The 22935-nt window shown below is 53.7% G+C and carries 26 protein-coding genes and 1 pseudogene; 15 read left to right on the top strand and 12 right to left on the bottom strand.

The annotated features are described in order from the left end of the window. Position 1: 1 nt before the first annotated feature. Positions 2-991 (bottom strand): SDR family oxidoreductase, encoded by a 990-nt coding sequence (locus tag L5220_RS10630; protein WP_499573484.1) that lies wholly within the window; start codon positions 989-991, stop codon positions 2-4. 89 nt (positions 992-1080) lie between these two features. Next, entirely contained in the window at positions 1081-1602 is a 522-nt protein-coding gene (locus L5220_RS10625) for a pentapeptide repeat-containing protein (protein WP_198406086.1), read from the bottom strand. 66 nt (positions 1603-1668) lie between these two features. On the opposite strand from L5220_RS10625, the gene aat reads away from it, so the two are divergent. Beyond that, the gene (gene aat / locus L5220_RS10620) at positions 1669-2283 is read left to right on the top strand and encodes a leucyl/phenylalanyl-tRNA--protein transferase (RefSeq protein WP_499573482.1); all 615 of its coding nucleotides are present in this window, start codon (positions 1669-1671) and stop codon (positions 2281-2283) included. On the opposite strand, the gene rpsN is transcribed toward aat, so the two are convergent. Beyond that, positions 2272-2574 carry a 30S ribosomal protein S14 gene (rpsN, locus tag L5220_RS10615; RefSeq protein WP_099797778.1) on the bottom strand — a complete coding sequence of 101 codons (303 nt, stop codon included), beginning with the start codon at positions 2572-2574 and terminating at the stop codon, positions 2272-2274. The genes aat and rpsN overlap by 12 nt on opposite strands. Before the next feature lie 98 nt (positions 2575-2672). Between rpsN and cysS the strand changes: the two genes are divergently transcribed. The 3 genes from cysS (at position 2673) to L5220_RS10600 (ending at position 6132) form a co-directional block, all read left to right on the top strand. Beyond that, on the top strand, positions 2673-4139 hold the full coding sequence (gene cysS, locus L5220_RS10610) for a cysteine--tRNA ligase (RefSeq protein ID WP_448515206.1): 1467 nt from the start codon (positions 2673-2675) through the stop codon (positions 4137-4139). 18 nt (positions 4140-4157) lie between these two features. Continuing rightward, complete coding sequence (gene pyrE / locus L5220_RS10605; protein ID WP_499573480.1) at positions 4158-4742, top strand: orotate phosphoribosyltransferase; 585 nt, start codon at positions 4158-4160, stop codon at positions 4740-4742. Positions 4743-4884: 142 nt separating this feature from the next. Next, entirely contained in the window at positions 4885-6132 is a 1248-nt protein-coding gene (locus tag L5220_RS10600) for a YcjF family protein (protein WP_448515207.1), read from the top strand. On the opposite strand, the gene L5220_RS10595 is transcribed toward L5220_RS10600, so the two are convergent. Further along, complete coding sequence (locus tag L5220_RS10595; RefSeq protein WP_499573478.1) at positions 6085-6858, bottom strand: WecB/TagA/CpsF family glycosyltransferase; 774 nt, start codon at positions 6856-6858, stop codon at positions 6085-6087. The genes L5220_RS10600 and L5220_RS10595 overlap by 48 nt on opposite strands. Before the next feature lie 107 nt (positions 6859-6965). Between L5220_RS10595 and L5220_RS10590 the strand changes: the two genes are divergently transcribed. After that, positions 6966-8180 carry an RNA-guided endonuclease InsQ/TnpB family protein gene (locus L5220_RS10590; protein WP_499573500.1) on the top strand — a complete coding sequence of 405 codons (1215 nt, stop codon included), beginning with the start codon at positions 6966-6968 and terminating at the stop codon, positions 8178-8180. Positions 8181-8258: 78 nt separating this feature from the next. On the opposite strand, the gene L5220_RS10585 is transcribed toward L5220_RS10590, so the two are convergent. Both L5220_RS10585 and L5220_RS10580 read right to left on the bottom strand, forming a co-directional pair. Continuing rightward, positions 8259-10124 carry a tetratricopeptide repeat protein gene (locus L5220_RS10585; protein ID WP_499573476.1) on the bottom strand — a complete coding sequence of 622 codons (1866 nt, stop codon included), beginning with the start codon at positions 10122-10124 and terminating at the stop codon, positions 8259-8261. A gap of 13 nt (positions 10125-10137) precedes the next feature. After that, positions 10138-11229: a glycosyl transferase gene (locus L5220_RS10580; protein WP_499573474.1), complete on the bottom strand. Its 1092-nt coding sequence runs from the start codon at positions 11227-11229 to the stop codon at positions 10138-10140. A gap of 197 nt (positions 11230-11426) precedes the next feature. On the opposite strand from L5220_RS10580, the gene L5220_RS10575 reads away from it, so the two are divergent. After that, positions 11427-11924, top strand: coding sequence for an orange carotenoid protein N-terminal domain-containing protein (locus tag L5220_RS10575; RefSeq protein ID WP_448515211.1), 498 nt, complete (start codon positions 11427-11429; stop codon positions 11922-11924). Between the two features lie 78 nt (positions 11925-12002). Continuing rightward, complete coding sequence (locus tag L5220_RS10570; RefSeq protein WP_099797764.1) at positions 12003-12425, top strand: nuclear transport factor 2 family protein; 423 nt, start codon at positions 12003-12005, stop codon at positions 12423-12425. Here L5220_RS10570 and L5220_RS10565 read toward each other — a convergent pair. The 5 genes and pseudogenes from L5220_RS10565 to L5220_RS10545 form a co-directional block, all read right to left on the bottom strand. Next, on the bottom strand, positions 12394-12786 hold the full coding sequence (locus L5220_RS10565; RefSeq protein ID WP_499573472.1) for a hypothetical protein: 393 nt from the start codon (positions 12784-12786) through the stop codon (positions 12394-12396). The two genes, L5220_RS10570 and L5220_RS10565, sit on opposite strands and share 32 nt — an antisense overlap. A 117-nt stretch (positions 12787-12903) precedes the next feature. After that, the gene (locus L5220_RS10560) at positions 12904-13653 is read right to left on the bottom strand and encodes a pseudouridine synthase (protein ID WP_499573470.1); all 750 of its coding nucleotides are present in this window, start codon (positions 13651-13653) and stop codon (positions 12904-12906) included. Positions 13654-13657: 4 nt separating this feature from the next. Further along, positions 13658-13990: pseudogene (locus L5220_RS10555) on the bottom strand (LbetaH domain-containing protein); the annotation flags it as partial. Positions 13991-14393: 403 nt separating this feature from the next. Then, positions 14394-14822, bottom strand: coding sequence for a hypothetical protein (locus L5220_RS10550; protein WP_099797760.1), 429 nt, complete (start codon positions 14820-14822; stop codon positions 14394-14396). A 14-nt stretch (positions 14823-14836) separates the two neighbouring features. Then, on the bottom strand, positions 14837-15163 hold the full coding sequence (locus tag L5220_RS10545; RefSeq protein ID WP_099799782.1) for a DUF760 domain-containing protein: 327 nt from the start codon (positions 15161-15163) through the stop codon (positions 14837-14839). A 163-nt stretch (positions 15164-15326) separates the two neighbouring features. On the opposite strand from L5220_RS10545, the gene ebsA reads away from it, so the two are divergent. The 3 genes from ebsA to L5220_RS10530 all read left to right on the top strand — a co-directional run bounded on the left by ebsA (position 15327) and on the right by L5220_RS10530 (position 17270). Continuing rightward, on the top strand, positions 15327-15701 hold the full coding sequence (gene ebsA, locus L5220_RS10540) for a type IV pilus biogenesis protein EbsA (protein WP_448515218.1): 375 nt from the start codon (positions 15327-15329) through the stop codon (positions 15699-15701). Positions 15702-15746: 45 nt separating this feature from the next. Then, positions 15747-16817, top strand: coding sequence for a phosphotransacetylase family protein (locus L5220_RS10535; RefSeq protein ID WP_499573468.1), 1071 nt, complete (start codon positions 15747-15749; stop codon positions 16815-16817). A 120-nt stretch (positions 16818-16937) separates the two neighbouring features. Then, the gene (locus L5220_RS10530; RefSeq protein WP_099797756.1) at positions 16938-17270 is read left to right on the top strand and encodes a DUF8822 family protein; all 333 of its coding nucleotides are present in this window, start codon (positions 16938-16940) and stop codon (positions 17268-17270) included. Here the strand turns inward: L5220_RS10530 and glmU are convergent. Then, positions 17267-18616: a bifunctional UDP-N-acetylglucosamine diphosphorylase/glucosamine-1-phosphate N-acetyltransferase GlmU gene (gene glmU, locus L5220_RS10525; protein WP_448515220.1), complete on the bottom strand. Its 1350-nt coding sequence runs from the start codon at positions 18614-18616 to the stop codon at positions 17267-17269. The genes L5220_RS10530 and glmU overlap by 4 nt on opposite strands. Positions 18617-18919: 303 nt before the next feature. Between glmU and L5220_RS10520 the strand changes: the two genes are divergently transcribed. From L5220_RS10520 to phoU, 5 genes are all read left to right on the top strand, one after another. Further along, positions 18920-19387 carry a hypothetical protein gene (locus tag L5220_RS10520; RefSeq protein WP_448526502.1) on the top strand — a complete coding sequence of 156 codons (468 nt, stop codon included), beginning with the start codon at positions 18920-18922 and terminating at the stop codon, positions 19385-19387. 134 nt (positions 19388-19521) lie between these two features. Then, a complete protein-coding gene (locus tag L5220_RS10515; RefSeq protein WP_499573466.1) occupies positions 19522-19902 on the top strand; it encodes a hypothetical protein in 381 nt (126 codons plus the stop codon). 124 nt (positions 19903-20026) lie between these two features. Next, positions 20027-21325: a carboxyl-terminal processing protease CtpC gene (ctpC, locus tag L5220_RS10510; protein WP_448515223.1), complete on the top strand. Its 1299-nt coding sequence runs from the start codon at positions 20027-20029 to the stop codon at positions 21323-21325. An 8-nt stretch (positions 21326-21333) separates the two neighbouring features. Continuing rightward, positions 21334-22224, top strand: coding sequence for a CDF family zinc efflux transporter Cdf31 (cdf31, locus tag L5220_RS10505; RefSeq protein ID WP_499573465.1), 891 nt, complete (start codon positions 21334-21336; stop codon positions 22222-22224). A 47-nt stretch (positions 22225-22271) separates the two neighbouring features. Then, the gene (phoU, locus tag L5220_RS10500; RefSeq protein ID WP_499573463.1) at positions 22272-22913 is read left to right on the top strand and encodes a phosphate signaling complex protein PhoU; all 642 of its coding nucleotides are present in this window, start codon (positions 22272-22274) and stop codon (positions 22911-22913) included. Positions 22914-22935 lie beyond the last annotated feature (22 nt).

Genomic DNA, 22935 nt, shown 5'->3' with positions numbered 1-22935 from the left:
CCTAGGGGGTTGATTTGAATGGACTCCGCTTTCGTGAAGCCTTTTTCTGTTTCACTTTTTCGTAATCCAGTTCTTTGAGTTTACGCAGAATTCGCGTGAAATACTCTTGTAAGTACGCTTCGAGGGTGAGGGTTTCTGTGGGATCAAGGTCAAACACACGATATACCTCCTCCATGGGGGCGTTTAGAGACATGCCGCTGGCAATGACCTCCGTAAAGGCGAGGCGATCGCTAATGTTCCATGTCCACTGAAACCACTGGGTGAGTTGGCGGGTTGCCCGCAGCACCCCAATGGGCAGGCGGGKAATTTTAGCCTCCTGTCCTGAGAGATTTTCACATAGCTTAATAATTTGATCTGCTGTCCATGCCTCCGGCCCCGCGAGATCAAAGGCTTGGCCATAGGTGGCCGCTCGATCTAAGCAGCGTACTGCAAACTTAGCGACATCTTGGGTATCCATATAGGCAATGGCGGTGGACTCTCCCATGACCCAAATGGAGTGATTTTCGAGAATGGGAATAGCATACTGGCCAATGATCCCTTGAAAAAAGCCGCTGGGACGTAAGATAGTGTAGTTTAGCCCCGACTCCCGCAAAAAATCTTCGGTGCACTGCTTAATTTGCATCAGAGGCACATGGGGATAGTCCTGTGCGCCCATGATGGAGAAAAAGATAAAATGCTGAATATCCGCCGCTTGCGCAGCTTGGATTAGGTTGACTTTCCCTTGCCAATCTACAGCTTCAATGGTGAGGGTATCGGTGGGGCGGGTGGTCGCCGCGTCAATGATGACCGATGCGCCGCAGTACTTCAGCGCGTCCACAATAGTCTCTGGATAGCAGAGGTTTCCCTGTAGTAGCGTTGCTCCCCACTCCCGCAAAAATGTAGCCTTGGCAGGACTGCGCACTAAGCAATGAACTTGATGCCCCTCGTCTAACGCACGGCGCACGATCTGCCGCCCTAGCGTGCCTGTTCCGCCCACAATAAATACATTCATGAAAAGCTCTAGTCATAAATCTTAACTTTTGTAATACTTTATCAGAATTTTCCCCACCCTTATGAACAGACGGGGATCGCCTGCCTCCCCTAGGAGGCAAAATCCTCACAGTGGAGGGTGTCCCGCGTGTCTCGTCCGGTGACGGGATTGCGGCCACTAGCCACTTCACACAACATCCGCTGGGCATCTTCGCGCAGATCGACATCCGTAAAATCTGCGCCCGTGATCAGCGCGCCATCAAACTTGGTATTAAAGGCAAAGGCTCCTTCAAGGATGGCATTGGTGAGGTTTGCTTTCGTAAGCCGCGCGGTATCTAGGGTGGCGTAGCGCAGATCGGCACCTTCTAGATTGGCCGCTTCCAGATTAGCAGCAAAAAAGCTCACCCCTTGCAGGTTGGTGTGGCTAAGATTGCTGTGGAAAAGATTGGCCTTGGTGAACTGTGAGTCCCGCAAATCTTGTCCAGAAAAGTCCACATTAATCAGTGCTTCTTTGGTGTAGTCCTCGGCGATCGCCCCGGTAGGGGTTAAAACAATGAATAGCAGTGCGAGCACCAGCGCCACAAGCCAATGCCAGTAGCGGTAAGCCTCTCGGATTGCAGATAGACATGTCATAGGTAGAATCGGCAAACATCATCGTTTCCTATGATCCCATCCTGAGTCCCCCCAGAGTCACGAAGAATGTTCAAATCCCCTATCCCCAACTTAAATGCAGATCGGGTTCGGCAGCTGATTATTGAGCAGGGCTATGCCCAAGGCTATTTTTTGATGGGGGAGGGCGATGACCTCGCGTGGTACAGCACTCGACAGCGAACACTCATACCGTTGGATCAGCGGTTTCGCTATCCTAAGTCGCTACAGCGGGTTCTGAACCAACATCGCTTTCAGGTAGCCATTAACCGTAATTTTGCCGCAGTGGTAGCAGGCTGTGCTGCGCGCCCAGAGACATGGATCACCCCAAAGCTACAAGCAATCTACCACCTGCTGCACCAGACAGGCTGGGCGGTTAGTTTTGAGACTTGGCAAGGGGATGAGCTGGCTGGGGGAATTCTTGGGATTGTCCTAGGTGGTGCGTTTATCGGCGAGTCGATGTTTTACCGCATTCCCGATGGCTCGAAAGTCGCCCTAGTTAAGCTGGTAGCGCATTTGCGCACAAGAGGGTTTGTTCTTTTTGATGCCCAACTACAAAACCCCCACCTAGAACGCTTTGGGGCTTACACAGTTACCCAAGCGGAGTACCAGCAGTTGCTAGGGCAGGCCTTAGAGTGCAAGGTCAATTTTTTATTACCAGCTTGACTTAACAACGCCTGGCAGCAACCCTTGGTGTGCCATATCCCGCAGGGCGTTGCGGCAAAGACCAAAATCTCGGAAGTACCCCCGCGGACGACCAGTGAGCCAGCAGCGATTGCGTAGCCGCGACGGAGCGCTATTACGGGGAAGTTGCTGGAGTTGACGGTGAATGCTCATGACCTCTTCTTGAGTTTCCGCCATTGCTAGTTGCGCTTTGAGTTCCTGCCGTTTGGCGGCATACTTGGTCACTAGGCGTTGGCGTTTTTTCTCGCGTTCGATCATGCTTTTTTTGGCCATGGGGGGGTGTCTGTCCTCGGTCGAATCATTTTGGTATTTTAATATGGTATCAAAGATAGATTTGTTGATGCAATAGTGACCCATTGCGGGGTGTTTCTGTGCCTTTACGTTTGTACAACACACTGTCCCGGAGCCTTGAGCCGTTTAGCTCCCGTGTTGCTAATGTTGCTACCATCTATGCCTGTGGTGTCACTGTTTACGATTACTGCCATTTAGGCCATGCGCGCTCTTACGTGGCTTGGGATGTGCTGCGCCGCTACCTCACGTTTTTGGGGTACACCGTCCACTATGTTCAGAACTTCACCGATATTGACGATAAAATTCTCCGCCGTGCCCAAGAAACGGGGGAGTCAATGGCCACGGTTAGCGATCGCTACATTGCCGCCTACCACGAGGATATGGCGCGGCTGAATATTTTGCCCGCAACGGCTTATCCCCGTGCTACGGCGGTTATTCCAGCCATTATTGAACTCATTCAGCAACTGATTGATTGTGACTGCGCCTACGTTGCTGATGGGGATGTGTACTATGCGGTGGAGAAGTTTCCCAGTTATGGCAAGCTTTCGGGGCGGCGTCTATCGCAACTGATGGCCGGAGCCAGTGGCCGGGTTGAGGAGGAGGATCGCCGCAAGCGCCACCCCCTTGACTTTGCTCTTTGGAAAGCGGCGAAGCCAGAGGAAGCAAGGGTCTATGAACCGTGGCCAGCCCCGTGGGGCAAGGGTCGGCCAGGCTGGCATATTGAATGCTCGGCAATGGTACAGCAAGCCTTTGGGGCAACGGTAGATATTCACTGCGGCGGCATGGACTTGATTTTTCCGCACCATGAAAATGAAATTGCCCAGTCAGAAGCGGTGAGTCAACGCCCCTTGGCGCGCTGGTGGCTGCACAATGGGTTTGTAACGGTCAATACCGAAAAGATGTCAAAGTCGTTGGGGAACTTTACCACCATTCGTGACCTATTGCAGCAGGGGGTGGAGCCGATGGCATTGCGATTGCTGGTGCTCCAAGCCCAATACCGCAAGCCCTTAGACTTTACCGATACTGCCCTTGATGCAGCGGCTAAGGGGTGGCAAACTCTTGCCGATGCGCTGCGGGCGAATCAAGCGTTACCTTTGTCAGCTACCGAGGCGATCGCCCCCAAGGAACACCCCAGTACGGCGGCCTTTTGCGCCGCCATGGATGACGATTTGAACACTGCGGCAGCGTTGGCAGTACTCTTTGATCTGGCCAAATCCCTCAATCGTGAGCAGCAGCGCTATCTCCACGGTGGGCAGTTGGAGCGATCGCCCAGTGCCCTCAGTGCGGACTGGCAGACCCTTGTCAGCTTGGCGCAGGTGTTGGGCTTAGAGGTCAGCCCCGCTGATTCCTCTCCTTGTGCCACTGGTTTGAGTGAGAAGGAGATTGAAGCTCTCATTCAGGAGCGCCAAGCGGCTCGCCAAGCCAAGAACTATGCTGAAAGCGATCGCCTACGGGATCTATTGCTAGCTCACGGCATCAAGTTAGTTGATCAAAAAGATGGTAGTACCCACTGGTTTCGCGTCCCAGCCACCTCCTCCTCGTCCTAGGGGTGGCACTTTTCGGAGATGATCATGGAAGCCTCATTGTCAGATCTGCGGCAGGAGCTATTGCAGCGTCTGTGCCACGAAGCGTACCGCGCAGGCGAGTTCACCCTCTCCTCTGGCCAAAAAAGTACCTACTACATCAACTGTAAGCCGGTCACCCTTTCGGCACGGGGAGCCTACCTCGTGGGTCGGTTGTTGTTAGCACACCTTGCACCCGAAGTCACAGCGGTGGCAGGGCTGACTCTTGGGGCTGACCCCTTAGTGGTGGCCGTGAGTGTGCTCTCGAATCTGCAAGGTCAGGATCGAGCGGCGTTAATTGTCCGCAAAGAGGCTAAAGGCCACGGCACGATGAGCTTTATTGAAGGCCCTGTGCTGCCGCCGGGATCGGTGGTCACTGTTTTGGAGGATGTGATTACCACCGGTGGCTCTGCCTTAAAAGCGGTAGAGCGCCTGCAACAGGCAGGGTATCAGGTCAATGAGGTGCTGGCGATCGTGGATCGCGAAGCGGGCGGGGCTGCCGCCTTTGCTGCTGTGGGAGTGCCCCTGAGATCGCTCTTTGCTATCCGCGAATTGCAAGAGTCTCTAGCTGCCCAGCAGACACCCTGAAATTCACAGTAGCCCTTCCTAGCTTAGGTGGATTTGTAGGGAAGCTGCTTATGTACGCAAAGTGTCATGAGTCGGTGCATTCACTTTGCCCAACCAGTCAAGGTAAGCTAACAAAAAGGCGAATTCTTTACAGGTGGCAGGAATGGCCATTGCGGCAGGAGTGATTTTTTTAGCGCTTAGTGGTTGGGTCGCTCAACATCCTTGGGGATGGCTAGTGCTTCTTGGGTTAGGGCTAGGCTACTGGTACTGGTGGCGATCGCCTAGGGCAGCCACAACCGTTGCACCTCAGCTGACCCTGCAGCCACAGCAGGTCAACGCAGAACTGGCTCAAACCCGTGCCCTACTCCAAGAACTACCCGCTGCTGCTCAAGCGCCGTTGCAACACACCTACGAACAGCTGCAGCATCGCCTTAATACCCCCACCGTCGATGTCTGTATCCTTGGCCAATCCTGCCGTTGGGTGGCACATCTTGCCCGTACTGTTGAAGGCTTTGGCCTACCCCACTGTCATCTGCATCAGCAATCCTTAGCCACCGTCCCCCAAGCAGACTTGGTTCTGTTGACAGTGACCGGTGCTCTCACCGCCAGTGAATTTGAAATGGTGCGGGTGCTGGTGATGGGTCAATATCGTCTTGTGATTGTTTGGTTGCCGGAAAACATGGCCGAACTGGAGCGGGTGAACGTTCATCTGCAGCAGCAACTCCACCAGTTAAGTCTGAAACCAGAGCAACTGCTGTGCATCACCCCTACCGACAACACGGCCTTGGCCACAACGCTATCTCAGATACTAAGTCAAGAGCGCTCTAGCTTGGTGTGCTCAGGCACCTATCGCCGTGCCCAACAACTTCATCAGCAGGCACAAACGGCATTGAACGCGTACCGCCGTGAGCGCTCACAGCCCATTATTGAGCGTTACCAATGGCTAGGCGCAGCGGCTACGGCTGTCAACCCCTTGCCCTTGCTGGATTTAGTCATGGCGGGTGGGCTACTGGTGCGCTTAACGTGGGAACTGGGGCAAATTTACCACCGTTCCTTTCGTCTGGCAGATGCGGAACCCATCGCCAAGGAACTTCTGCGGCTGGTGGTGCAGTTAGGGGCGGTGGAACTGGGCACGCAATCGCTGGGTCAGTGGCTCAAGGGTCATTCCGTAACCTACTTGGCGGGGAGCTGCTTACAGGGGGCAACTGCGGCCTACGTGTTGCGCTTAAGTGGTTTGAGTTTGATCCACTATTTTGAAACGGTGCCTCACGTTAAGGATATGCCCTTTTCATCATACCTACGCCAGAGTGTGCAGTGGGCGCGGCGGCAGGTGGGGCGATCGCCCCTTCAGGCGCTTGGAGCTTCAATGGGACTCACGTCTTCGCCGTCGGTGGAGGGCATGCCACAGTAATTGGCCAGAAAAAAGAACGATAAACGCTGGATTATTGATCAGGTAGCGTTTCCAAAGACGACGGGGTTCTTGAACCAAGCGAAAGAGCCATTCTAGCCCCAAGGACATTAGCCAAGGGGGGGCTTGGGCAACCATGCCACTGTGGAAGCTAAAGGCGGCACCCACCCCCACAAGGACAGCCGGTAAGAAGGCCACTTGCCGTGCCATCCACCGTTCCTGCTTGGGACAGCCTAAACTCACAAACACAATATCAGCCCCACTGGCAAGAATTCGTTGGCGATCGGCTGCCTCCTCCGCGGCACTGAGGGGGCGGAACGGCGGGGCATAGCTCCCAACAACCTTCACCCCCGGAAACCGAGTCTCAAGATTCGACTGTAGGCGTTGTAATACCTCTGGCGTGCTGCCGTAGAGAAAAATTCGCCAGCCTTCACTCACGGCGCGATCGCACAACGCCAACATCAATGCTGGGCCATAGACCCGCTGTGCATTCGCAAAGCCCAGTAACCGCAACCCCCACACCAAGGGCATCCCATCGGCAGTGACGAGGCGTGCTCCGTTGACCACTGCTTGAAAATCCCGCTGCCATACCCCAGTCATCACCACATGGACATTGGCTGCGACCACATAGCCACCACTAGCCGCTGCAATCCATTCACCGAGGCGATCGCAGGCGTCATCATAGCTCGTAACGGTGACGCGAGTGCCCAAAATGTAGCCCTCTGGCATGGCTGAGAATCGTAGTCTTAGAGGTCTTCAGCTAGAAACCGCAGGAGACCCGCACCGTATCCGTAGGGGCAGTGTCGGGAGGAATGCGGATGATGAATAATAGCACTATGATCCAAGTTTTGACTGTCTCCTGTAAGCTCAAGGTATCCCAATCGCAAGCCGTTAAATTGGATGCGACAATGGATGCCTTTGTGCAGGCGCTGAACTGGGTGAACMAAAACACGCCACAAAAGGTAGTCAATGCCATCAAACTACAATCGCTTTGCTACCACGAGATTCGGTCTCGGTTTGGCTTGTCTAGCAATCTAGCACAACAGGTATGCAGGCGGGTGGCGGGTGCTCGCAAGACAGCACAACAGAAAAACCGCCAAGTCAAAGTGTTCAAGCGTGGGTTTACTACCTACGATGCCCGCATTTTCTCATTCCGACAGAGGGATTGGACGGTGTCGCTCACTACTGTCGATGGTCGTGAGCGGTTTGAACTAGCAATTGGCAACTACCAGAGGGGACTACTGGCGGGTTCTAATCCCAAATCTGCAACCCTTGTCAAGCGGAAGGATGGTTCTTATTACCTACAGATAGCGCTGGAATCAGAGCCACCGAAACCGCAAGATGGGGAGAAGATTGTGGGCGTGGACTTAGGAAGGACAGATATTGCGCACACATCGGAGGGACAACATTGGGACGGGCACACCCTAACTAAAGTTAGAGACCACTTTACCAACTTGAGAGCGGTACTCCAGCAGAAAGCCAGTAAGGGCACACGGAGTTCGAGGCGCAGATGCAGAGAACTACTGCAATGGTTGTCTGGCAAGGAGAGACGCTTCCAAGCATGGGTGAATCACAATATCGCTAACCGTATTGTCGAGACGGCAAAATCTCTTTCCGCCAGCATCGCCATTGAAGACCTAACAGGGATTCGGGAGCGCACTAACCGACAGCCCCGATCTAAAACTGAGCGGCGGCGTAGCAATAGCTGGGCGTTTCACCAACTTAGGCAGTTTCTCGAATACAAGGCTGTACGGGCAGGTGTAAAGACGATACTTGTACCACCGGCCTATACCTCACAGMCCTGCCACAGGTGCTTGCATATCCATCCAGACCCTGCTCAATCCTATCGCGGTGGTAAGCAGTTCAAGTGCGGTCATTGTGGCTGGACAGGGGATGCTGATTTCAACGGTGCAAATGTAATTGCGCTTTTGGGGGCTGTTGTAAACCAGCCTAGAGGTATGGCTGACGCTACCTACGGAACGTGGTTGGCGTGCCAACTACAGGGCTACGAAAAGCCCGCTCCGCACTGCTTAGCAGTCGGAGTCGGGTAGTTTACTGATGATCTTACAGAGTATTTTCAGTGGGTCTTAGGGTAATATGTTGCTCTTGGCTATAGTGCGTTATAGGGACTACCTAGTGGACTTACCCGAACTAACGTTGCGCAATATTTGGTACAGTTGGGCGATCGCCCCCGACCAGTCATTGCGTTGTGGTTGGCGAATGAGCCGCACCGAAGGGTACCAAGGAGAATCAGACCGTTGCCAGAACCAGCGCCAATCGGCCACAAAAGGCAGGAGAATCCATGTGGGCTTGCCCAAGGCTGCCGCCAGATGAGCCACGGCGGTATCGATGGTAACCACAGCATCCAACTGCTGAATCAGCAATGCCGTATCCAGAAAATCGGTCATGTAGGGGTGGCAATCAATGACCTCCGCTTGCTGGAGTGCTTCGGCTTCCTCGCAAGAGCGCTCCTTTTGCAGGCTATACCACTGTACGTCTAGACCCCTGAGCAGCGGTTGCCACTCCGCTAGAGGACAGGAGCGTTTCGCTGTCGTACGGGTGTTGCTGCGGGTTGCCCACACTAGCCCGAACCGCGGCTTGGCCACACTAAAAATCGGTTGGGGTGGGGATATCGGTAACTGGAAGTAGGGACTAAACTTAGGAAACCGCTCTTTACTAATGCCAAGAAAGCGCGGCAGGCTAAGCAGGGGCGTGTGGTAGTCAAAGGGCGGTGGGGGTGCCTCCGTACTAATGACCTCAATGCCACGAATTGTTTCAAACAGCCGCAGCAGGGGGGGATAGGCAGCAACAATAATCCGCTGGGTGTGGGGCACAAGCAGGGGTAAAAAGCGGGCAAACTGAATACAATCCCCCATACCTTGCTCACTATAGACAAAGAGGGTTTTACCGTGGAGCGCTTGTCCTTGCCAGCGGGGTTGCGGGTACTGACGCAGCCCCCCTTCCGCTTGCTGCCAACGCCATTCATATTCCTGCCAACCTTCCTTGAAGTGCCCAAGTAACAACAGCACCAGTGCATAGTTGAGGTGAACCTCTGGGACAGTGGGTGTCAGGTGGACGGCCTGTTGAAAATGCTTGAGCGCCGCTTGGGGATCTCCGGTTTCTAAAAGTGCTGTGGCTAACCCTGCATGGGCGGTGCCGTTTAGGGGGTCTAAACTCAGACACCGCTGATAGTAGCCAATAGCTGCGGTAAACTCTTCTTCGCTGAGGCACAACTGGCCGAGCTGTAGCAGGGCTTGCTGATGTTTGTTGTCCCGCAGTAACACCTCATCGTAGCGATTGCGGGCAGCACTGAGGTTTCCCTTCAGATGCAGGGCATAGCCAAGGTTATAGTGAGCCACTAACAGTTCTGGATTGGCTGCTAGGGCTGCTTCAAACTGGGCAATTGCCCCATCGTAGTTTTTGAGTTCAAGGTAAAGGCTGCCAAGGTTATTGTGCACATCCGCAACCCCGGGTTCAAGGTAAAGAGACTGCTCATAGCAGGCACTGGCTTCGGTGAGTTTCCCTTGAGAGTGTAGGCAGAGCCCCAAATTGTATAAGGTTATGGGCAAATCGGGGTTGAGGGACAAGGCCTTTTGATAGCAGGCGATCGCCGCGTCAATCGTCCCTAAATCGAGGTAGGCATTGCCGAGATTACTATGGGCTTCTACCCAGTCCGGCTTAACCTCAAGGGCACGCTGATAGTGGGGCAGCGCCGCCGCCGGTTGCTTGAGGAGATCGTGCAGCACCACAGCTAAGCGGTAATGGGCTGGCGCATACCAAGCATCAAGGGCGATCGCGCTTTCGTAGGCGGATTTAGCGTTTAAGGGCTGTGCCAACTGCTCAGCGGTTAACCCTAGGAGGTAGTACGCTTCCGGTTGGGGAGAGGTCTCAAGCAGTTGTTGAGCGACCTGTTGTGCTGCCAACCAGTTTTGCTGCTGGTAGTGCTGCCATGCTTTTTTGAGCAGTGACGATGGCCGCCATGGAAAAATACCCACTGGATGCACGAACCTATGGCTGTGAAAGGTTACTCAAATAATACGCAACGGCGGTCGCAATCGTGAGGTTACCGTTTGTGTCTAAGGGGATCGGCTCTTGGGGTGGGTCTGGCTCCGCGTGCAAAAACGCCCAGTTCCCACCAAAGAAGTCCTCATGGCTGAGAATTTGATGGGGGTGATGGGCTTGCAACCCAGCGACGAGAATTGGCCCCTCGGCAAAATCATCGCGGCGAATGGTAGCGACCGGAACTCCCAAGCGGCAGGCTTCGGAATAGGTACCATAGCCGGGTTTAGAGATAATGCGACTGCACAGGGGCATCACGTCAACGGGGCGTAACTGCCGCCCGCATAACTTGAGGAGATTGGGTAACTCTGGGGCAGTAGCATCAAAGGTGAGAAACTGCCAGTCTGGAAATGCGGCGAGGGCGTGGTAGGGGATCGCCTCTAAACTCAGCCCACCAAAGGTTAGGAGCACCGTACGTTCTTTGGCCGTCGTTAGCCCTAGTTGAGTTCGGATCTGCGCCTCAGTGTAACGCGGTTCAGCCCCTGTCAAGCCTACCCGTTCTTTGTGGGGAAAGGCGCTTAAGGGTTCAGCAAAGGGAAGCTCAAAGAGGCGATCGCAGCCCCCATAGAGGTCACTCACCCAGTCGGCTATCTCCCTAAAGGTCTCGCCAAAGGAACGGTAAATAAAATCCCAGCCAAAGTTGGTTGCCATCCAGCAGGGCACCCCTGCCCCGTGGGCGATCGCCACTGCAAGGGGCGGCACATCCGCCAGTACTAACTGCGCCCGGTTCTGCTGGATAAAGTCCACTTCGGCGCGGATTAACTCCGGTGCCATCCCTTGGAGTTGCAACAGTTTGGCGCGGGTGGCCGTCAAATCCATGTGTAAACTGTCGGTTTGCACCACCCCAAGGTCAAGGGCGCGCGGGCGATGGATAAAGTCTCCCTCAAGGTTGGCCTGCAACAACCAATGGGGAGCCGCCGTCACAATCAGGGGGAGCACATCAGGGACGTGACGGCGAATTGCATTCACTAACGCCGCTGTCCGCGCCACGTGCCCAAACCCATGATTTGTCAGTGCCACGTAGAGCGTTGGCCGCGTCACGCCTCAGATCTCCCTCAAGTCAGAGGTCATCCTAACATTTGTAATGATTACCGATCGGCTCATTCCCGACATTTTGCGGCTCTATCGTTGCCATTTATAAAACAATGTTGCTTTTCGTAAAGATATGTAACATAATATTGACTAGGAGGCAGAGATAAGATAGCCCAACGCTAGACGTAAAACATCTCTGAAGCGATATGACCTTTACGACAGATAACCGTTTCACCCAAACCACCCTTGCCACTGCGGTGCAGGATGTGACAACGCTGTTCAACTGCCTAAGCATTGATGACAAACTTGGCTTGCTGTGGTTTATCTACACAGAAACAGGTCGCTCCATTACCGCTGCTGCGCCCGGTACGGCTCGCCTACAGCTTGCTGAAGGGCTTCTGAACCAAGTCAAGGCTCTGAGTTTTGACGATCAACTGCAATTCATGCGGGACTTGGTCGCCAACGTTGATACGCCGCTGACCCGCGCCTACGGTGTGTTTAGTCCCAATACTAAATTAGCCTTTTGGTACCAACTCGCAGAATTAATGCGGCAGGGGTTTGTGGTACCCGTACCCGCTGGCTACCGTCTGAGTCGTGATGCCGACCGCGTTTTTGATGCCATTAAAGCCCTTGACTTTGGCCAACAAATCACGGTGCTGCGCAACGCCGTAGTGGCGATGGGTGTGGATCCCCTCGCTGTCTAGGTGCATGGCCATGGGTTACGCAAGGGGGCGATCGCTCCCTTTTTTTAGCGGTTTTACAAGTTTTCAGGAGCAGTACCAATGAGCACAACATTACTGGCCAGTGCCCCCACCATTGACGGTGTGAGTGAGGCTACCATTGCCGCCTACTTTGCTGGATTAAATGCCGAAGCCTACCCAGACGTGGCCAACCTATTTGCCACAGATGGGGTGCTCGTTCCTCCCTTTGAAGAGCCGGTGGTTGGCCCAGCCGCGATCGCCACCTACCTAGCCCAAGAAGCCGTGGGAATGCGGGTGGTGCCCACCAAGGGAGAGTTACTCAGCCACGAGCCGCACGAGCGAGTGTACCGTATTGTTGGCCAAGCGAAACTGCCCCTATTTACCGTGAATGTAGCATGGCAATTTGGCTTAAACCCTCAGGATCAGATTACCGGTGTCAAAGTCGATCTCTTGGCTACCCTCGAGGAACTCTTTAGCTATCAACCTCTGCGTCAGCGTCCATAGCCACCTCAGTCGGGGCATTGGGGAATACCTGACGTTCAAGGCTTTCAACGCGATCCCGCAGATTGTGCAGAATTCCCGAATGGCTTAAGCGGACAGCTGCTAACTGCTCTCGTAGGCGATCGTAATTTTCGGGGAGACGTTGGCGCAGTTGAATGACTTCGCGACTTAGGGCATTCACCCGCCGCTCAAGATCGGCAAGGCGCTCAGGGAGATGGCCTTTCTGGTCAAAATACTTGCAGATAATATCAACAATGACCCCTTCAAGATTGGCAAACTGGTGCTCTTGCTGATAGGAGTACAGCCAACTGAGAATCTCAGGCGGCAAGTGCTCAGTAATACCGGCAGGGAGTTGAGAGTCCATCTAAATCTCCGAAAGACGCGCTCATCGGCTAGGGCAGCATAGACACGGCAAGTCCATCCTAGCAACTATAGCCATCCCAGTTCATTGAGAGACCCTATAGAAGACTTCAGCAACCGCCTAGACCCTAGACCGACAGCCACCTGCCTTGCGCAGAGCATCCAGTTCGTAGCGGCTGAGGGGGCGCACCTGTTGGGGGCGCAATCCTCCGAGGTGAACAGCACCGATCGCCACCCGTTTTAGACTGATAACCGGATGCCCCAACGCCTCAGCAACACGGCGAATTTGGCGATTACGGCCTTCGCGCAGCACAATGTCTAACAAGGTGCGATCGCCCGTGGTGGTAATAGGGCGAATCGTTGCCGGCAACGTGAGGCGGCCATCCAAAGGAACACCATGACGCCAGCGAGCAAGGGTAGGCTCCGAGGGCTGCCCCTGCACCCACACTCGATAGGTTTTGGGAATAGAGTGACGGGGATGGGTCAGCAAATAGGTCAGTTCCCCATCATTGGTTACAATCAGCGCACCACTGGAATCAGCATCAAGGCGACCCACGGGATGCAGTCCCGGAACCGCTCGGTAAGGGCGGGGCAGCACGTCCAGCACTGTGCACCGACCGCGAGGATCCTGACAGGTAGAAATGACCCCCTTGGGTTTATGGAGTAACAGATACACCCGCTCCACGGTCTCGGCGGGTCTTAAGGGTTGACCGTGATATTCAATGCGATCGCGATCGGGATCGACTTTGTCGCCCACCTGAGCGGGGTGACCATTGACCCAAATATCCCCCTGACGAATCAGGGTTTCGGCATGGCGGCGCGATGCCACCCCCCAATGGGCAAGGACTTTTTGTAACCGCTCTGTTGCCATTGGGTCACCCAGCACTGCCCTGCAATGCATGAATATCTGCTGCCACAATGTGGGGGAGGCATTGGCTGATTTTTGCTGCGTCCCAGTGCCACCACGCAATTTGCTCTAGCTGAGCAATGACCGTATCTCTCTTGAAACACTGCACGTCTGGGGGTAGCTCAACCTGCTCCCAGCCCTGTCCAAAAATGTAAAACGGATAGGTGGAAAAGCCCTGCATATCGTGATTTGCGCCATTCATAATGAATTTAACATTGCGGGCGATCGCACAAAACTTGCCAATAATTAATTTATCGCCGATAAAGGGAAAATGGTATAGAACATTGCGCTCAAAGTTTTCCGGACTACTATCCTAGCGGCACTGTTGCCAAACCCCACCCTAACTTGGTAGAAAGGAAGTGCTAACCAAGTTCCAACCGTTATTGTGGGGAGTACTATAAATGAAATCTATCTACAAACTCTTAGCTATTGCTCTAGTTCTCTCTAGTTTCTCTGTGGGTCTGGTGGCCTGCGGGGGCGGCGGTGGCGAAACAACTACTCCTACGGAGTCACCTTCACCAGCAACGTCACCTTCACCATAAACACGTGCTAGCTACTCACTAAAGAATCACTGCAGTGCTCCGCCACAACGCGTTGGTGCTAGCCTGCCGCAGGTATAGTGGTTAGGGGTTAGTTCTACGCCAGCGTGCCTTGGCATCCTTCCGTGTCAAGGAAGGCGGAGTATCAAACGAGCTACTAGGGCGCTAGTAACGCCAGTAGCGCCGACCCTGCCAAAAAATTCCCATGGCCGTCCCAATCAAGAACACTTCGGTGATCGGGAAAAAAACAGATCGCAGCCCAAGCAGGGAGCCGAAAAAACTAAACCCCAAGCTGGCTAAGAGTAAGCACAAGAATAATCCCCACAGGGTGCCGCCATATATAGGTGCCGGGTTAAACCAAACTTCGAGGCACAGCACCGCCAGCATCCCCAACGCAATACTCATCCCCAACTGCACTAGCAAACTGAGGGGCGGCTGTAACAAAATGATTAACACTTCGCGCATCAACAATGACGCACTGCCAATGTAGTACAGCCCAGTATCAAACAGCGCAGCAATGAGGGCAACGAGCAGCCCCGTAGGGATCAGCGATCGCCAAGGCAGCGCCTTGAATTGGTGCCACGGATCCGACACAGACTACTCTCAGATCAAACCAAATCGTCTAGGCTCATTTCCAGTTCCATGCGCTGTTCCATTTGGCGCAGAAAATACCCCGTCATCATGGCGGAGGCCAGCAACCCTGCAAGATTGTCACGGTCTGTAGCAATTTGCACATTAAAGTCCTCCGACGGCAGCCCCCCCACTAGCCCTTGGACGTTTTGGCTAATAATTTGACGAATTTCAGGACTCACGGAGCGGGCAATGCGCGTTAGTACTTCCGGCGATTGACGTTGTAGATACTTTAAGAGCAGGTTCGGCTGCCCATCCTCAGTAAAGGAACCGTGAAAATCAGCATGTCCGGGATCAAAAACCATAGGCATTGCTCGCGCGTTATGTTAACTATATGTTACCAAATGCAAATCCGCTACTGCTGCCGTTGCAGCTGAGGGCACTGCCTCGGCCGGCAACTCCTGTAAAATAGACCTCAGCACTTAAAATAGACCTCAGCACTGCGTCAGACCGGATGAGGATTCCTCCATGACCGCTTTGGATCAGCTTCAGCCTGCCAACCCTCGGGAGGTGAATATTTTTGCCCCCTATATGCGCAATGAGAAACGGGCGCTCCTTCCCCTTGGTATTGCTCTTTACCGACAGGGAAGGCTGGAGGGGCAGCGCGGGATTGAAGGGGGTGACAACGTTGATTTTGTAGCCTCATGGACCATTGCCAATCTGCCGGCCGATCTGTCGCGCTGTACAGTCATGTTTGATAATTCTGTTGATCTCCAGTACGAAATTTCGATTACGACCTTTGAGTTGGTCGATCACCTCATTGATGTGATTATTAACTACAAAAAGCATCGTATTGCTGATTTTTCTAAGGGGTTTTACCGTAAGCTACTGCGACTTGAGTAATGATAGACATCTTGGGGATACCGCTGAGGGAGGAATAAGACAACAGTGCCGAAACATCTGCTCATCGCGTCCATGGTGGCTTACAGCGGTAAGTCTGCAACGATTTTGGGTTTGGCAAAGCTATTGCGCGATCGCCACTTCAATGTTGGCTACGGCAAGCCTTTAGGCACCTTTCAACCCAACGCTGACACCGAGGATACGGAAGCGGATGTGTGGTTTGTGCAGCACACCCTTAATCTGCCAACGGTGCGGCCAACCCTGCTCACCTTGACCCCTGAGACGATTGAAGCGCGACTGACTGGCCGAGATCAAACTGACTATCGGCAGGCACTCACCGCCTACCAAAACGACAATAGTGAAGACGTTGTGCTGCTGGAGGGGCCAGCCACCCTAGCCGAAGGTCGCCTATTTGATCTAGGGATGGGGGAAATGGCGCAGGTGCTAGATGCGCCCATTCTCTTAGTTGTCCGCTACGACTCCCCCTTAGTGGTGGAGTCAATTTTATTGGCTAAGTCGGAACTGGGCGATCGCCTACTAGGGGTGATTATTAACGATATCCCCGATGCGGAGCGCGAACCCCTTAAGGCTATTTGTGACTACCTTGAAGCACAGCAGGTACCGGTGTTTGGGTTGTTACCCCGCAGTCAGTTACTCCGCAGTGTCAGTGTTCGTGAGTTGGTGCGGCAGTTGGGGGCAGAGGTCTTGTGTCGCCCCGATCGCCTTGACCTGCTTGTGGAAGAGTTGACCATTGGTGCCATGAATGTAAGTGCAGCGTTGAAATACTTCCGCAAGGGGAGCAACATGGCGGTGATTACGGGGGGCGATCGCACCGATATTCAGTGGGCGGCACTGGAAACCTCCACCCATTGTCTGATTCTCACCGGGCACCTGCCACCGTCGCCGGCCATTCTGGCCCGTGCTGAAGAGTTAGAAATTCCGATCCTATCGGTGGACTTAGACACCCTCACAGCGGTGGAAATTGTAGATCGCGCCTTTGGCCAAGTGCGACTGCACGAGGTAGCTAAGGTGAAGTTTATCGAGCAACTGATGCAAGAGCATGTGGATGGCGATCGCCTCTTGCGCTCCCTAAAACTGCCAGAACGGCTTGCCCTCTAGCGGCAATAATTGCTCCGCCAACTCCTTGTCAGTTACCGAAAAACGCCGTAAAGCCCCTGCCTTTAGGCATGGGGAGTATGTCAAAATGCTCCTAATAGCTCCTAGTATGGGAGAACTGCCATGAGTGTCCCGATTTCCCCAATTCAGCTTCCTCCCTGTGGGGATTGTGCAGCGGATGCCGAGTGGTTAGAGCAGGCACTCTTAAGCTGGCTCAACACAGAGTACGTGCCGGAAGCCGTGAATACCGCCATTGCCCAGCGCGCCGCTCAGGTCTATCGACGGCAACGCCTAGAAGGAGAACACGACCTAGGGGGTATTCTCTTGGCCTTAGTCACCGAGTTACAGCAGTTTGATTTCTCCCAAAGCTTTTACAGCGAGTTTGCCGTGGCCAATGCCGTGAGTGATCTGCTGCTACGCCGCCTCGGCATTGAACCCTGTTGCGGGGCAGGCTAGTCTTTGGGCTGCCAATCAGGTTTTATCACTTGGCGCGAGCGGGCAATCACCAAGGCATTATCTGGCACGTCGTCGGTGACCGTTGACCCCGCTGCCACCGTCACATTTTCGCCAAGGGTGACCGGAGCCACTAAAACACTATTAGAACCGGTTTTTGTACCGCTCCCAATGTGGGTCTGGTGTTTGCGAACACCGTCGTAGTTGGCAGTAATGGTTCCCGCGCCAATATTGACGCGATCGCCAAGGGTGGCATCCCCAAGGTAGGCGAGGTGGGAGGCCTTGGTATAGCTGCCAAAGTGTGCTTTTTTTAACTCCACAAAATTACCCACGCGGCAGTGATCCCCCACAACACTCTGCTGGCGAATATGGGCAAACGGACCAATCTCGCTGTCATCGGCAATTTGACTATCCGTAATCACCGAATAGCGTGCCGTTACACGTTCACCGATGGTGCTATTTTCAATGAGACAGCCAGGCCCAATGTGACTGCCACTGCCAATGCGGCTGACTCCCCGCAGATGGGTTTGCGGTTCAATCACCACATCAGCAGCCAGTTCTACAGTGTCCTCAATGGTGGTACTGGCAGGATCAATGAGGGTCACGCCTGCCTTCATCCACGCTTGCTTCGTGCGATTTTGTAAAATTTGGTAGGCGGTTGCCAGTTGGGCGCGATCGTTAACCCCCAAAATTTCTTCGTAATCTTCAACGTCCACCACCATCACTGGGTTTAGGGCATTGACAGCATCCGTGAGGTAGTATTCCTGCTGGTCATTGTTGGATTGCAGGTGGGGCAGTACCGCCGCCAGTTGCGGCCAGTGAAAGCAGTACACCCCAGCATTAATGCGCCGATTTTGTTTTTGCGCTGTGGTGCAGTCGCGGTCTTCAATAATTTGCTTGAGGATATTTTGGCTGTCGCAGATGACGCGGCCATAGCCTTGGGGATTGCTAATTTGGGCAGTAAGAATTGTCGCAGCATTCCCCCGCTCTTGGTGTACCTGTAATAAATGGGCAAGGGTTTCCACCCGCAGCAGCGGCACATCGCCATTGAGTACCAGCAGGTGCCCTTCATAATCCTTGAGGTAGGGGAGCAACTGTTGCACCGCGTGCCCTGTCCCCAGTTGTTCTCGCTGCTCTACAAATTCCAGTGCTGGGTAATCTTTGAGGGCACTGCGCACCGCATCCCCGGCATAGCCAATGATCACAAACTGGCGTTGGGGTTGCAGGGATTTGACTTGGTGGAGCACCCACTCCACCAGCGATCGCCCCCCAAGGGGATGCAAGACCTTGGGCAGCGAGGATTTCATACGTGTACCTCGCCCTGCTGCTAACACTGCCACAATGACCATGAGTTCTGCGTGCCTCATCAATCCAACGGGGGGTTTACCTTGCCAGTATTGACTGGCAGGGGCGCAACATCACACCTCAAACACTAAGATCGCCCACAGTGGAGTATATCAAGCTTAGGAAACTAGGGGTAGAACCCAGCCCTAACTTAAGTGTTGCGGAATTCCCCATCCGCGCAGTGGGGGCGTTCATGCTGACATCAGCCGTTACCTCCAACAGGGCTGATTGCGTAGGGTTGCTTGGTAAAATAAACAGAATTAACGACTATTTCGCGGGCGATCGCCTGCGCACGGAGCTTCGCCCCCATGACCTACCACAAACTGTGGTTTCAACAAACAGCTCGCCAACTACAAGTGTTGCGCCCGTTTCCTGCCTTCGAGATTGTGCAGGGTTTTATCCACACCTATCTCCCGAAATTGATCGATGATATGGACGGTCGCGGCTTGGACTTAACGGATCCGTACCACTGGTGGGAAAGCATCTACATTGATGGCATTCTTGAATTGGAAAATAGCGAGGGAGTAACCCTCTCAGTTGCTGTCGGTATTATTGAGCAGTGGCGCAATGCCAATACGGCACTACGCATGATTACCACACCACGAATGGTTGAACTACGTCACTCCCTCAACCTTGAGCAGCACTGGCTTTTTTATGTCTCTAGCCGCAAGCCTTATCCAGAGTCGGTCTGGATTGATCTGCTTTATGAACAGGCTGATAAGCCACCGCCTGAAAGCCGGTGTTGCATTATTGAAGTGGTTGAACCCGACCTTTAGCTGAGGTGCAAAAGCGTCGGCTAGAGGTAGTCGTTAGAGACTGCACCGCAATAGTGTGGCAATGTGTTGCAAGACTGTTGACCTAGGCAACAATATGCTGCGAGGTGCAAACATTTTGCATACCGCAAGGGGTCATGCCGTACACTAAGGGGGTTTTTATTTTTAATTCTATTGAAATGAAATTAGTCTCTCTCGTGCTCATTAGTAGTGGTTTAGTGAGTAGTGTAGGGGTGCCCTCCCAAGCGATCGCCCAAAAGTATCCCGCTGTGGCAGTCACGAGCTTTATGGATACCTGCCTTGATCACGGCCAACGCTCAGCGCCCATTGTGCCGCGATCGCTGCTGAGCAATATCTGTCGTTGCTCGATTAACTACATCCAAGAGCGGGTTAGCTATGATGACTTTCGTACCCTGAACCCTGACAATCGTCAGAATCAGTCTCCGCGCCAGCAACACGTCCAGCGGGTTGTCGATGAAAGTATTAACCGCTGTATTCTGAAGCAGGTGGGGGGCTAGGGGCACTTTTGGGGGGTAGCTAGCGTCCAAGACCTTAGGTCACGCCGCAATCCAAGCACGGCCACCGTATGGGTTTATGCTAGATTGGGCGTAAGAAAACGCACTCAGCATTAGGACGAGTCCTATGGGAATCACACACCGCACATTAGTTGTTAGCACGACCGTTGTGATGACAGCCTTAGTGGCCGTTACAGGTGCGGGGTTACACTGGTCGAGAAGTTTAGCTAGCTTTCGGCAAAGCCCTAAGGAACTCGTCGATGAAGTGTGGCAAGTGATTGACCGCGAGTATGTGGATGCCACCTTTAACGGCAATGACTGGCGGGCGGTGCGCCGAGAGTTCTTATCTCGTAACTATAGCAATACTGAGGACGCCTATAAAGCAGCTCGAGAAATGCTTGAAAAGCTCAACGATCCCTATACTCGCTTCATGGATCCCGAGCAATTTAAGTCGATGCAAATTGAAACCTCCGGGGAGCTAACGGGGGTCGGTATTACCATTACTCAAGATGAGAAAACCAAGGAAATTACGGTTGTTTCCCCCATTGAGGGCAGCCCTGCCGCCGAAATTGGCTTAATGGCCAAGGATGTGATTCTGCGGATTGATGGTAAGTCCACAAAAGGCATGGATATTAACCAAGCTGTCAGCATGATCCGGGGGCCGGTGAACACGAAAGTCCGGCTAACTATCCAGCGAGGCGGCCAAGTCATGAACTTTGAAGTGACCCGTGCCCGCATTGAAATTCACCCCGTGCGCTACAGTGTGCGGCAAACTCCCCAAGGCCCTGTTGGCTACATTCGCCTTGTTACCTTTAGCTCTAATGCAGCGGCGGAAATGCGCAGTGCCATCCGTGACTTAGAGAAGCAGGGCGTACAGGGCTACGTTTTGGATGTGCGCTCGAATCCGGGGGGCTTACTGTTTGCCAGTGCTGAAATTGCGCGGATGTTTTTGCAGCAGGGAGATATTGTCTCCACTGTGAATCGCCAAGGGGAAGCCGATCGCCTGCGAGCGGGGCGAGGGTTTCTCACCAACAAGCCCATGGTCGTGCTGATTGACGGTGGGTCTGCCAGTGCCAGCGAAATTTTGGCCGGGGCGCTCCAAGACAATAACCGTGCGGTCTTAATTGGGACGAAGACCTTTGGCAAGGGCTTGGTACAGTCGGTGCAACCGGTGGGAGAAGGCTCCGGAATTGCCGTGACGATCGCGAAGTACTTTACCCCCAGTGGCCGCGACATTAATAAGAAAGGGATTGAGCCGGATATTGAAGTGCAACTGACTGAGCAGCAGCGGGAGCAACTCACCCGGGAGGATATTGCGACGGATAAAGACCCCCAATTCATGCGGGCGATCGCCGTTCTCAATGAGCGCATTTTGGCCGAGCAGCGCAGCACTCAGTCCGCACAGCCGTCTCGCGCTGTTCGCTAACCCCTCATATGCGTGACCAGCGACACAACGTTCAGCGGGTACTCTGGCTAACACTCATACTGAATATTGTTGTTACGCTGGTGAAAGCTATCGTTGGAGTGCTGAGTCACTCTCTGAGTTTGCAAGCGGATGCGCTCCACAGTTTTACCGATGGTATCAGTAATGTCTTGGGGTTAGTAGCCATGCACTGGGCCAATCCCCACCCCGATCGCGAGCATCCCTATGGACATCAAAAGTTTGAAGCGTTAGGGGCGCTGGGAATTGCTGCTTTTCTGGGAATGGCCTGCTTTGAAATTCTCCAGAGTGCAGTGGAGCGGCTGCTACATCAGGCAACAACGATTGCCCTTGGGGCAGCAGAGCTATGGTTGATGATTGGGGTGTTGGGCATCAATATTGGGGTCACCCTTTACGAGCATCACATGGGGCGCCAGCTGAATAGCCCAGTTTTGCTGGCAGACGCAAAGCATACCCTCAGCGATGTCTGGGTCACCATTGCTGTGCTGCTAGGGCTGATCGGGGTCTGGAGCTTGAACTGGTACTGGTTAGACGTGGCGTTAGCCTTTCCGGTGGCGGCCTTAGTATTTTGGAGTGCATGGTCGGTGCTGAAAACTAATATTCCGTGGCTGGTGGATGCAGCGGCGATCGCCCCGGAGGCCATTTACGCCATTGTCATGGCTATCCCCGGGGTGATCAACTGCCATGACATTAGTTCGCGGGGAGTGGTTGGCCGACAAGTATTCATTGAAATGCACCTGATTGTTGAAACGGAAGATGTTACCGCCGCCCATGGGATTACCGAAGAGGTGGAGGCTGCCCTGCAAGCGCAGTATGGCCCTGCGCGCATCGTCATCCATGTGGAACCTCAAGATTACCAGTCGAGCCAGATAACGTTTTCTTGATGTTTCTGGCACACTAGCTAAGCAGTCCCTTTTCTCGCTGTGCCATTGTGGCTCCTTTTTTTGAACGCCAGCTTCAACGCCTACGCACCGATCTATTGCGATTGGGGGCACTGGTGGAGACCACCTGTCAACTCTCCTACGGGGTGTTAATTGAAGGAAACCTGACCACTATTGATCTGCTGTTGCAGCGAGAACAGGAAGTGGATCGCCAGTATCACCAACTGACCCAAGATGCCATTGAAATTTTGACCCTGCACGCCCCAGTCGCCAATGATCTGCGCTTTTTAGCCAGCTTACTGCACCTCAGTCGAGATTTAGAGCGCATTAGCGACTATGCGGTGGAAATTGCCAGCGCTGCTCAGCACCTCTTTGCCTATCCTGCAATGCCCTCGGTGTTGGCTGAGGTCAAAGCCATGTTTGAGCGATCGCTATTGCTAGTGTCCGAAAGTTTATCTGCTGTTGCGGATCTGGATGTGGAGTTGGCTGCGGCCATTGCCCTCCATGATGATGCGGTGGATGCAGACTACAGGCACATTTATAGTCGCCTTTGTAGCCCCCTAGCCGAGCCTGAACTGGTGGAGCCACGCCTGTTACTGTTAGTGGTGATTCGCAACCTAGAGCGGATGGGAGATCATGCCACGAAAATTGGCGAGCAGGTTTGCTTTATTGTCAACGGCTACCCCCACTGAGTAAATTTTGCCTTTCACGGCC

The sequence above is a fragment of the Synechococcus sp. PCC 6716 genome (assembly GCF_022570815.1).
Classification (GTDB): Bacteria; Cyanobacteriota; Cyanobacteriia; order Thermosynechococcales; family Thermosynechococcaceae; genus Thermosynechococcus; species Thermosynechococcus lividus.
This window is presented reverse-complemented; position numbering and strand designations above follow the sequence as displayed.